Below are 11,701 nucleotides of genomic sequence, written 5' to 3'. Positions count from 1 at the left end.
ACTGTACCATCAATTAAAGAGAAGGAGAGATGATCTTACATGGATGATAAAACATTTATCGGTATGTATCACGACGACTCGGAATTGATGAGCAAAATAGATGACTTGAAACAACAAGGCATCGAAGGCGAAAATATTTATGTCATTGCACAAGATGAATCTGATGTTACAATGTTTCAAGGGATGAAATACGGTGACGTACAGACGACGCCGGACTCATGGTTTGACCGTTTCTTGAATTTCCTAACGGGAGAAAATCATGTTCGCAGCATGCTGCGCGAAGCCGGCGTTGCGGATCACGATATGGATAATTATTATAATGAAATCCTCAATGGTGGAAAGTTGCTCTATGTCGATCAAGGCGAAATAAATCAGCTTCATACCAGAGGCGATGGAAGTTTCGGCTTTACGAATGCAGGCGTGGATCCGAATATCGGTGGCAACTTTGTCTCCGAATTTGAAGAGAATGAATTGAACCGGGCTCAATACGGCACGTCTTCTGCAGCATTCCAAGATTCCAATTTGTATGAAGGTAGCGATGAAAACTTCGGAAGAGTCGGCGGTGAAGCGTTGCGTAAAGAGCGTGACTATGAAACCCCTCCGAACAACTATTACGGAGTGCAAAACCGATACGACGAGACGAATCAATTGGACAAAGAGATGCAGGAGCACAAGATGCGCTTGCATGAAGAGCGTCTCAATGTTGATAAAGAAGAAGTTGAAAGAGGCGAAATCTCACTCCATAAAGACGTTGTCGAGGAAGAACAATCCTTTGATGTCCCTGTCCGTCATGAAGAAGTCTACGTTGAACGTCGTCCTGTAAATGAATACGAGTCAGATGTAAATTCCTACAAAATGCAGCATGACGATGAAACGATCCGTGTACCAATCACTGAAGAGCGTCTGGAAGTGACGAAGAAACCATATGTTTCGGAAGAAATCGTCGTCGGCAAACGGCAAGTGGAAGATACCGAGACTGTGAATGAAACAGTTAAACGGGAAGAAGCCCGTCTTGAGCAATCCGGTGAAGTCGATTGGCATGATGGCGAAGATTATCAGGATGAAGTCGTTGACGTACAGACGATGCGAGATAAATGGCATAACGAACCGCATTGATTGCCTGAAAAATGAACCCGCAAAGCAGCGAGTCCGCTTTGCGGGCTTTTTGTATTTATAAATGGGGTGTTGAAGATGATGCTATCTCTGCCCGATGTTCATTCTGAGCCATCTATATTTCTATGTTCATTGTCTTCCATCCGATTCGAGCTTTCCAATATGTCCGTTTCCATCCAGTTTCTGTCGCCTATAGCTTGGTCACCTCCTTTCCGACATCAATTACGTCGTAACGTAATTGTGCAGATGTTGAGTTCCCGTTTGCATTCAAGGGATCCTTATACTGTATGACTCGTTTTTCTGGTCCACGTAGGACGTCCGCTCGATTGTCCACATTCTTTTTTTGAATTTCGGGACTACTGTCGGGGAGGGTTGGAATAAAATGAGCTTTTCACACAAAAAAACAGTTCAACGCGAGATGCAGCGCATCCGGTGTTGAACTGTCTACTTACCTATTAAAATTTCACCAATGAATGGCATCCAGTCGATCAATTGCCACGGTGACGACGCCAGACGACGCGCCAAAATAGGCAACCCCCTCTTTTTCATTTACATTCAGCAAATGATCGACGTCAATCGGCCCACCATCAACGACGATTCGTTGAATAGGATATTTCGGAGGCAATGTAGCAAGAAGCGTACCTATGCTTTTCTTTGCCTGGAGGATTTTTCCGATCGATTTCTCCACTTCCTCTGCTTCCCGCTTCCGCTGCAAATCATGTTCCTCCAACTTGCCGATGACCTTCTCCTGCATTACGCCTATTTTCGCATGTTCAGAACTAATGCGGTCGAGCATGTCCAGAACGTCATGCAAATCATCGTATTGGTTAACGGTGAACTCGCGCATCGACATCCGGTGATGTTGAAAGCTTTTTCGCAGGCGGAAAACGGCTTCCCCTTGTTTCCCGAGTTCTTCCCGAATCGCGTCTTGCCTGTCGGATGCAGCCTTCAGTTTTTCATGGACTTCCCAAATCCGATCCCGTAAATGAATATAACGGTTCCGATGGACATGTTGCTGGTTGGAGACGATGTCGAGCATTTTGCCGCAAAGAACTTCCAATCGGTCTAACGCCGCTAAAAGATGCGCATTTATACCGGTTTGCTCTTGAATGAACGCAATATATGGATTCCAAACGAAACGATCCTGATTAATCGGAAACCCGCTCGACATATCACTTCGATGAACTTTCGAACTTTCCAATAGTCAAACTCCTCTACCCCGTCTTCCTCTTATAGTATGTAGTCCGGAGCGTTCAATGTTCACGTTTTTACTAACCGTTGCAATTCAGGCGGTTCGTGAAAGTTATTAGGCGGTTGTCGAGCTACTTCAGGCGGTTCTAACTTGGTTTCAGGCGGTTATCATAACACTTCAAGCGGTTTTATCGCAATTTCAGGCGGTTAGCATGGTACTTCAGGCGGATTAAGCGTAGTTTTAGGCGCTTACGATAGCACTTCAGGCGGTCATCTCGCGGCACTAACATCTAGTGCAAGTACTTCTCCCGCCAATCCGCAAGTTCGTGTTCCATAATCTCTTTCTCGATTGTTTCGTCCCATTTACCGGTCATCGTATTCCAGACACGGACATATAGACGGTCATCTGCAGTTTGGTGCAAACGGAATTCAATGCACGGAACAGACTTCTTCTCGACTTCCACGACCTTCACAATCGTCTGGACGACGACCTGCACATCGCCTTCCGTGTACGTCACATCCAACTGGTTAAGCGCTTCCCGCCATTCATCGTCACGGAAATCGTTCGGCCGGCGGAAATCGGGTGCATGTCGATACATCCCCTCATTGCCATCCACTATCTCCCCTAAAAGGAATGCCCCATGGGACGGGCTATAATGGACGGTCGCTTCAGCCTTCTCTTCTGGATGGACATGAATGCCGGATTCGAGTTGCTGTCTCCCCGTTTCTGTCAGTGCATAAGCGCCGCCGGTCTTCGTAATCATACCCGCCCGGTTCATTCGTTCCATGACGTCTTCAATGAATAACGGTTCGACGACAAGCATGTCGCTTAATTCCTCAGCTGATGTGAATTGGGATGTCCGAAAAGCGATTAGAAGCATCTTCATTAAGATGTCCATTTTCGTTCGCTTCACTGTTTCAAATTCAACTTCGATTAGTTGGATGGGCAGTGACCATTTTATAGTTTCCAACAATTTCACGTTCGGATTCTTCAGCAATTCATTGCGTAGCCGTTTTTCCAATTCATCCATTTAACCATTCCTTCCAGAACTTGCGAGGGCTAGCTCCTTAAAGCCTCCCTGTAGTTTCACCTGTTCCGCAAGACGGGTGTACATCGCCTTCGTCCCCGCCTTTTTCGGCCGTTTCGTGAACATTTCCGAACTGCCAACGATAATGAGTAATTCACGAGCCCGCGACAACGCGACGTTCAGGCGGCGGTAATCTTCGGCAAAGCCGATCGTACCGCTCGGCTGATCGTGGTTCCGCACGAAGCTCAAAATGATAATATCCATTTCCATCCCTTGGAATTTATCGACAGAGCCGGTCCGGCAATGCAAATGCTTCGGCATGATTTCTTGTTCGATCAGCCGGTCGATCCGCTTCACTTGTTCTCCGTAAAAACTGATGACGCCGACGCTTTTCTTCGCTTCCGGCTGGATCCGCCCTTCCCGCTTTGCAAGGGCTGTTGCTTCCTCGATATCAAGCAACAATTCACGGACTTTGTGCAATTCGGCTTCGTTATATAAGCTCGTCCCGCCTTTCACTTGCGCTTCGAAAAATGCAGGTTCGTTCGGCAAATCAAACCATAGAAGATGATCATTCCGCGATATATAGTTGGAAGATAGCAAATGATCGCGTGACGCATCCGAATCAGTCAGCCCGCATTGCAAGCGATACTGGCCTTCCTTATAGAATGGAGAAATCGTCTCCATAATATCTTCATGCATCCGATATTGGATCGCGAGCATCGTTTTATTCTGCTTCGGCAACGTTCTGAATAGCCGCTCGAAAAGCGATTCTTTCAACATGCCGCGCAGTTCTTCTTTTTCAGCACTGTCCTCGATTTCCTCGATGAACTCCTCCATCGTCTCTCTACCGACGAGTGGCGGCAGCTGATGATGATCCCCAACGAGGACGATTTTCTTCCCTTTCAGCATCGGCAACAACAGTTCCGGCGGCGTCGCTTTCGACACTTCATCGATAATGACAACATCGAATTCCGGGTAATCTTCCATAAAATCACGGCGGGCAGAAGCGACACAAGTCGTCCCGATAACATTGGCATGCTTCACATAGAGCTTGCGAATTTCATCCAAATCGAACTCTCCCGCTCCCGCAAGCATCTCGCTCCATTCATCTTGCAGGCGTTCCGCAACCGGGATTCGCTCAAATTCCTTTTGCAATTTAACAATGTCCGCCGATTTCCGTTCCTTTTCTTCAATCAATTCCTGCTGTCGTTTTTCCGGTTCTGAACGGATGATTTCCAAAAGGCTTACAATCCGTTCTTCGATATGATCCATCCTGCCCTCTGACTCCGCCTTCTCCATTCGCAAGCTTTCCGCTGCTTCATGTACAGTTTCCAGCTGTTCGGCAAGTCTGCGAGCTTCACTAGCATTCTCTTCAATTGCCCGTTCTGCTTGTTGGAATAAAACCTTTTGCTCTTCATAATCGGCAAGCATCTTTTCCTGTTCCGCGATTCTTTGCTCAACGTCTAGTTGATTTTCATGCTCATCGACATAATTCACGAGTGTAGAATGCTCTTCCTTCAATTGGAGAAGCTGTTTCTCATGCTCTTTGACCGCATTTTCAGCAGCAACAATCTCAGCTTCAACATCTCGTAGCTCCGCGGTCATTTCTTCGATAATTTCATCTTTCAAAGCGATAAAACGGCCAGACGCCTCTCGATCGGATGATACCTTGATCGTTGTCGCGATTTTCCGCACTTCTTCCGCCTTCCCGTATAAATACCCGAGATTGGCCGCCAACCGATGCAGAAGAGCCGCTTTTTCAGGATTTGCTGGCATTGCAAGCATTCGTTTCGTTGCTGGCTTTGCAAAGAAACGGCCGATCTTATCGAGCATATCGTGCATTTCCTCTGCCGTCTTGTATGTATCATCCTGTTTACTTTGGACTTGTTCAACCGGGTACAAATGTTTTCTGAGCACATCTTCCGCATAGCCGATTCCTTTTGCGAGCCGATCCGCCACTTCATTCCATTCGAGAAGAGCGTACGGGTACTTCCCGTTTTGGATATCTACACGTAAACGTCGAAGAGTATTCATTTCGAGACTCGTCGGAAGCGACGGCTCGATATTGTGGGCAGTAAAAAGTTCTTCCAGCTCATGCAGCTTCCGAACATGCGGCAGTTGTTCGATGAATCGCGGCAAAGAGCCGACCTTCAATCTGTGCATCGCAGATTCTTCGCCCAATGTACGAATAGCCATTTCCGCGTAACTCATCGCTTCAGCAGTTTGGAAATAACGGAGTTTTTTTCGGTGCATCGACAAGTCCTTTGTTGCCTCTGCCATCTGTTCATCCATTTCCGAACTGATCGAAACAGCCTCTAGTTCAATGAGGAGCCTGTCCTTATCGGTCGTCAGCTTCTCCTGCATGGTCATCAATTTTTCCAGTTGCTCCGTATTGGCAATCTGTTTTGCAGTAAGATCCGCTTGCAAGCTTTGCAGCGCTTCCTTCTGTTCAAGCAACTCCTTGTGATCCGCTTCGGCGGACCTTTTTTCGACGATTTGCCGTTGTACTTCCTCTTGTTCCGCTTGGATTCGCTCGATTTCCTCTTGTAGACGTCCGATTTCCTCATGGATTTGTCGCTTTCGATCCGCACGTTTCTCCCGCTGTTCATTGACCGCGGCTAACGTTTCGTCCCGCCAATAGGAAGCGACGTTTTCCTCGATGAACCGTTTCCCTTCCTCTTCGATGCTCTCCGTCCGTCCATAGCGTAATATTCGGATGCCCGGGTCGGACAGGAGCCGGCCGAGCGCATTATCGACCGCCAAATTCGATTGCGAGGCGACGAGTGTCCGCTGCCCCGCCTTCATAAGCTGGTGGCAAAGCTCCGAAATGACTGTCGTTTTCCCAGTACCTGGAGGCCCCTGGATGACATACAGATCATGCGCCGACATCGCACCGATGACCGCTTCCTGCTGGAATTCATTCAACGGATGATGGAATTCGAGCTCCAATCGCTTATTGTTAATTTGAACGACGGGACGTTCCTCGAATAACACTTTTTCCAAATTCGGATTGGCCGCAAAGCCATCTTGCAAATCTTTAAAGCCTTTCCGCAACCTTCGAATCTGACTTAATTCCGCAAAGTTACTGAAGACGATCTCCCTTGCGTCCTTTGGCAATAAAGAGCTGGATCGAGCTATTCCCTGGTATTTCCGGGTTAACTCGATTTTTACCGATCGTTTTCCACGATTCACATCAATGACAGTTCCGAGATCATCGTTTGAACCTTTTAGTTTAGCGCTGAAGCCAGTAATGGATCCCCAATCTTTCGCTTCTAAGCCGCCGCACTTGATTGTCAACTGGCTGAACGATTCGTTGACGACCGGATTCGAGAAATGCGCGGTCACATCCGCAACGTCTGCATTTTTCTCCTCGATCCGCAAATAGCCTTCCCAGCTTTTGATTCGTTTTTCCACGTATTCGGACCGCTCTTGGGCAATCGGGAGCTCCCGAAGGCTCGTATACAGCTGGATCGGCATCGGACTGCCCGTACGCCGGTTCACTGCAAAAGCTAGGCGCGCGCAAAGTCGGCGATTCGTCCGAACAGGCTCTTTCCGCCCTTTCACTCGAAAGCTTGTGGCGAGAAATCCTTCGTTTTTGTAGACGCATTCCATGACGGCGACCCGTTCGTTCAACAGAATCGCGAGCTGCGCATTTGCCACTGGATCGAAATAGAAGGCGAATGTCATATTGTCCTGTTTGGCAGGAAGTTTTTCGATGTAAACAGTAAAGTTGGCCTGCATGGAAAAGAGCTCGTTCTCGTCGATTGCCCAGTTTCCAATTTCTTTGCGAGCCCGATGTGTCATATCGAGGCGGCAGCTCATCACTTCGCTAGTTTTCATCATGACATCCTCCTTTCCGATCCTGATTCGAAATCAATTTCGCCTTGGCGTAATTGCGTCGGGGTTTTGAATTGCGAATCGAACAACGAAGGGTTCGATTTGCAATTAATTCCCTTCAAAATCCCTGACATCCGCAGGAGGCTTTATTTTGATTCAGCAGGAGGTTGAATCCTCACTTTGTAGGGGAAAAATCATACCCAACTTGCTACCTGTTAAAGAGTCTTCCGCTGAATCAAAATAAAACCATACGTTCTATCATACAACAAAATCGGGTATGGATTCATTAAAAATCGGGAAGTTAAACTTGTTGCAATCGTTTCCCTTTTTGCTGATTTGGGTATTGCATCAGTAGCTTGCATTGCTATCTGAAAAAACTGAAGGAGTGAGGAAATGACTGAGAAAACATTTGTCGGGTTATACGATACAGAGACGTCGCTGCTTGCTGCGATGAAAGAGTTAGATGAAAAAGGAATCGCCCCTGAGAACATGTATGTCATTGCAAAGAATGAAGATGATGTGCAAATGCTGCGACGGCGGACGTCTGAAGATATCCAATCCGCGCCTTCGAATTGGTTGGACCGTTTTATCGGCTATATTTCAGACGAGAATCATGTACGTAGCATGCTCGTAGAAGTCGGTTTTGACGAGGCGGATTTGAGGCGGTATGAAGCGGAGATCAAGTCAGGTAAATGGCTGCTGTACGTCGATGACGAATTGGAGAAATCCACTTATGAGATCAATGCGGAACGGCATCAGGCGGAAACAAATCCATTTAATCAGCCGGTTTCGGAAGCGGAACGGTTAAATAAGAGCGATGACGATTCACCAGTTGGCATCGGGAAGGATGGCTTGCCGAAAAATGAATACCGGGATAGCATTCTGTCGGATAGCTATGAGGGAGTCATGCATGTCGTGCAGGAGGATCTACTTTTTGGCAAAGTAGGCGCAGAGGTTTTATTCGATCGATCCGAATATGAACCGAACCCACCTAACGTTTCCTCTCCTTCGCAAATTCGCGGTACTCCGTCCGGGGAGCGAGCTCAGCTGCATCGAGCAGCCATGCGGGAAAGAGAAAGTGATCGCTCAGACGTCATCCCCGATCCTCGACACTTCATGGAAAGCCAGATGGATCGCCAGGATGCGATGGTCGATCCCATTGGTCCGAATGGTCTGGATGACTCTCATTCGAGGCACGGAAATTATTCCGCGAATCGAACCGAAACGAAGAAGCCAATTGTCATCGACTTGCGGAATGTCGGAAAAGAGGAGAGCAATGCCGAAACTTGGCTCAAGCCGAAAAACCAGGATCGGAATCGAGATAAGTAATGAAATCGACCATGCGCCTTGTAAGGTACATGGTCTTTTTACGGGGATTGAGGTGAAAAAATTGGGGTAATGATCATAAAATCGTGCAAGTGATCATAAATCCATACAAGTGATCATAAATCCACACAAGTGATCATAAATCCACACAAGCGATCATAAATCCACACAAGCGATCATAAATCCACACAAGCGATCATAAATCCACACAAGCGATCATAAATTCGTACAAGTGATTATAAATCCATAGAAGCAATCATAAAAACCATCTTACTCCAGAAAATTTCCATCCATTTTCTTCAAACTCTCGTTTCTTATAAACTTTCCTGCTATAATAATAGCCGGGATTTCAGAAAGGTTTGTACCCGCATGAAATTACCAAAAAAATAATAGATTATGTATCATTAGGATATGTTGGAGGATGGAAATTTGAAAGGTCTTTTATCGGTATTGGTCGTATTGTTGTTCATTGGCCTAGTCATCGCATTCCCTGTTTTCTTCATCGGCGTCGCGATCGCCATTTGGGGAGGGATTAAAATACGGAAAAACAAGGAATTGAGCCGGAAGTCGAAAATGGCTCCTACCCTATTGGTCATTGGATTATTAGTCGCACTTTCAGGATGTGTCGGTTCGGTCGACGAGGAAAAAACCGGAGAAGTCGCTCCTACCCAACAAGTTGAGGAGGAAACGCCGGAAGAAGAAAGTAAACCGGAGACAGAAACTCCGAAAGAGGAAGCGACGGCTGAGGAAAGTTCAAAAGTGGAAAAGGATGAGGCTGAATCAGAGACTGCTCAAAAAAATACGGCAGTTATCCCGCCATCCGGTGAAAAGAAGCCCGCTGCTTCGACGGCAAAACCAGCACCTGTAAAGAAAACCGAAACCTCTGGTACGACGGCGCAAGTTCCCGTCAAACTTGTAAAAACAATAGATGGCGATACGATCAAAGTATTGTATAACGGAAAAGAGATGAATGTCCGCTATTTGCTGGTTGATACGCCTGAAACAAATCATCCGAGACTCGGCAAGCAGCCGTTCGGTGAAGAAGCGAAGGAACGCAACCGGCAATTGGTGAATAGCGGCGAGTTGACACTTGAATTTGATATCGGGGAACGTGTGGATAAATACGATCGACTGCTTGCCTACGTTTACGTCGATGGGAAAAGCGTCCAAAAGACGTTGCTTGCTGAAGGGTTGGCGCGTGTCGCGTACGTGTATCCACCAAACACCCGACATTTGACGCCTTTCGAAGAAGCGCAAGCCGAGGCGAAGAAAAAAGGATTAGGCATCTGGTCGGTCGAAAACTATGCGACCGATTCCGGATTTAACAGCGACGCAGTTGAAAAGCCAAAAGCTAGCAGCCCAGCTCCGACGCCAAAAGCGCCAGTCGCTACGAGCAAACCGTCTACTCCGCCGAGCACGAATGCTTCAGGCAGTAAAGAATGGTTTAAAAACTGCACAGAGCTTAGAAAGAAATACCCGAACGGCGTTCCTGAAGGCCATGCAGCCTACCAACCTAAAATGGACCGGGACAAAGACGGCTACGCATGTGAAAGATAATAAATGATAAAAAGCCGATTGTTTCCATTAGGGATTCAATCGGCTTTCCTTTTTCTATAAAACTCCTGCCATCCCACCATCAATATTAACGGATGTACCCGTCACATAAGAAGCCGCATCTGACACAAGGAACGTTATCACTTTTGCTGCCTCATCCGTATTTCCAATACGTCCGAGCGGAATTTGACGTTCTAAACGAGAGAACTGTTCCCATGATAGCTCCGGGTTCTCTTTTTTCCACTTCTTTTCAATCTGTTCACTTCGAATTAAACCAATACAGACGGTATTTACCCGAATATTGTCTGGACCGAGATCTTTACTCATTGCTTTTGTTAAGGCCATACCTGCTGCTCTACTCACTGTAGTGGGTAAGGATGCTGCAGGAGGCGTCTTTCCAAGTACAGCGGTTACATTGACGATTGCACCTCCACCGACTTGTCGCATATGTGGAACGGCATGACGAGAACAATGAATGGCACCGAATAATTTTAAATCAAGATCTTGCTGCCAAAGTTCTGTTCCTACTTCTTCAAAGCGATGGGCTTGTGAAGTACCCGCGTTATTCACTAAAATATCTAACCGTCCATATTTTTCGACCGTAGCAGAAACGACTCTTGCACAATCTTCTTCTTTTGTAACATCCGCTTCTACAAAAAATACTTCCTTACCTGTTTGTTCTAGAATAAAAGCTGCTGCTTCTTCTAATCGCTCGTTATTTCTTGCACAAATGGTTACGTTAGCGCCTTCTTTTACTAAGTTTAAAGCTGTTTCTAAGCCAATCCCTCTACTTGAACCTGTAATGATTGCAACTTTTCCTTTTAATCCTAATTCCATAACAATCCCCTTTCACAGAATAATAAAACTCAATTACCTATTATTATATCTTTTATTCTTCATTCATACGAATTTATAGAGGTATAACGCTTGCTGTTTAACTTCGCAAGTATAGAATCGCAAGCGATAGACATATACATCAATAAACTATTCAAATAGGTGGGGTTCTTATTTTCATTCAAAAAGCCATCATTATTCTTATCGGTAGTGTTTTCGTTGCAATCGGTGTCAATTTATTTCTAGTTCCATTTGAATTATTAGACGGTGGTGCTCTCGGGATCAGTTTAATTTTTCATTATGTACAAGATATAAAGGTCGGCTGGGCATTATTACTAGTGAATATCCCTATTTTTATTTTGGCGTGGTTTTTATATCGTTCATTTTTTTATAATGGGATCCATGGCTTGCTCTTTTCCTCGTTAATGATTGATGTTTTCTACCCCATGCATAGTTGGGGAAGCACCTTATCACTAACTCCGCTTATAAGCGCCGTACTCGGAGGAATCTTTATTGGAATCGGCGCGGGAATTATGCTCCGTCATGAGATTAGTGTTGGTGGGACCGATTTACTTGCACAAATGATTGCAAGGCGTCTAAAATTAAATCCTGGCTATGTAATTTTCTCATTTGATATTCTGATCGTCACGATTGGTAGCATTCTTATTTCATCCATGTATTTAATTTTATCTTTTATGACCGTTTTCTCTGTTGGCATTACAATTAGTTTACTCGTATCAAGATCAAATAGAAGGACGGTTCCTTTAGACAAAAAATCGTATGTGAATTAGAATAATCCCCAAAAACACCGTTCGCGT

At 45.9% G+C, this 11,701-nt stretch carries 8 protein-coding genes; 4 read left to right on the top strand and 4 right to left on the bottom strand.

Features of this window, described 5'->3' with window-relative positions:
* Window positions 1-39: 39 nt before the first annotated feature.
* Complete coding sequence (locus MHZ92_RS08645) at window positions 40-1,116, top strand: YsnF/AvaK domain-containing protein (RefSeq protein WP_239431281.1); 1,077 nt, start codon at window positions 40-42, stop codon at window positions 1,114-1,116.
* A 460-nt stretch (window positions 1,117-1,576) separates the two neighbouring features.
* Here the strand turns inward: MHZ92_RS08645 and MHZ92_RS08640 are convergent, their stop codons facing one another.
* From MHZ92_RS08640 to MHZ92_RS08630, 3 genes are all read right to left on the bottom strand, one after another.
* The gene (locus tag MHZ92_RS08640) at window positions 1,577-2,314 is read right to left on the bottom strand and encodes a hypothetical protein (protein ID WP_239431280.1); all 738 of its coding nucleotides are present in this window, start codon (window positions 2,312-2,314) and stop codon (window positions 1,577-1,579) included.
* A 280-nt stretch (window positions 2,315-2,594) separates the two neighbouring features.
* Window positions 2,595-3,335: a hypothetical protein gene (locus MHZ92_RS08635; protein ID WP_239431279.1), complete on the bottom strand. Its 741-nt coding sequence runs from the start codon at window positions 3,333-3,335 to the stop codon at window positions 2,595-2,597.
* Complete coding sequence (locus tag MHZ92_RS08630; protein ID WP_239431278.1) at window positions 3,336-7,172, bottom strand: AAA domain-containing protein; 3,837 nt, start codon at window positions 7,170-7,172, stop codon at window positions 3,336-3,338.
* Between the two features lie 390 nt (window positions 7,173-7,562).
* Between MHZ92_RS08630 and MHZ92_RS08625 the strand changes: the two genes are divergently transcribed.
* Together MHZ92_RS08625 and MHZ92_RS08620 are read left to right on the top strand one after the other, a co-directional pair.
* Window positions 7,563-8,498, top strand: coding sequence for a general stress protein (locus MHZ92_RS08625; RefSeq protein ID WP_239431277.1), 936 nt, complete (start codon window positions 7,563-7,565; stop codon window positions 8,496-8,498).
* A 426-nt stretch (window positions 8,499-8,924) separates the two neighbouring features.
* The gene (locus MHZ92_RS08620) at window positions 8,925-10,052 is read left to right on the top strand and encodes a thermonuclease family protein (protein ID WP_239431276.1); all 1,128 of its coding nucleotides are present in this window, start codon (window positions 8,925-8,927) and stop codon (window positions 10,050-10,052) included.
* A gap of 54 nt (window positions 10,053-10,106) precedes the next feature.
* Here MHZ92_RS08620 and MHZ92_RS08615 read toward each other — a convergent pair whose 3' ends face one another.
* Window positions 10,107-10,886 (bottom strand): SDR family NAD(P)-dependent oxidoreductase, encoded by a 780-nt coding sequence (locus MHZ92_RS08615; RefSeq protein ID WP_239431275.1) that lies wholly within the window; start codon window positions 10,884-10,886, stop codon window positions 10,107-10,109.
* Window positions 10,887-11,035: 149 nt separating this feature from the next.
* Between MHZ92_RS08615 and MHZ92_RS08610 the strand changes: the two genes are divergently transcribed.
* Window positions 11,036-11,674 (top strand): YitT family protein, encoded by a 639-nt coding sequence (locus MHZ92_RS08610; protein WP_370644676.1) that lies wholly within the window; start codon window positions 11,036-11,038, stop codon window positions 11,672-11,674.
* Window positions 11,675-11,701: the final 27 nt, after the last annotated feature.

This window comes from Sporosarcina sp. ACRSL (genome assembly GCF_022346605.1).
In the GTDB taxonomy this organism is placed as follows: Bacteria; Bacillota; Bacilli; order Bacillales_A; family Planococcaceae; genus Sporosarcina.
The sequence above is the reverse complement of the archived record's forward strand: the minus strand, read 5'-3'. Positions and strand labels throughout refer to the sequence as shown.

What these genes read in the sequence shown, in the direction of transcription:
- MHZ92_RS08645 (WP_239431281.1), top strand. Translation starts at nt 40, where the DNA reads ATGGATGATAAAACATTTATCGGTATGTATCACGACGACTCGGAATTG.
- MHZ92_RS08635 (WP_239431279.1), bottom strand. Translation starts at nt 3,335, where the DNA reads ATGGATGAATTGGAAAAACGGCTACGCAATGAATTGCTGAAGAATCCG.
- MHZ92_RS08630 (WP_239431278.1), bottom strand. Translation starts at nt 7,172, where the DNA reads ATGAAAACTAGCGAAGTGATGAGCTGCCGCCTCGATATGACACATCGG.
- MHZ92_RS08625 (WP_239431277.1), top strand. Translation starts at nt 7,563, where the DNA reads ATGACTGAGAAAACATTTGTCGGGTTATACGATACAGAGACGTCGCTG.
- MHZ92_RS08615 (WP_239431275.1), bottom strand. Translation starts at nt 10,886, where the DNA reads ATGGAATTAGGATTAAAAGGAAAAGTTGCAATCATTACAGGTTCAAGT.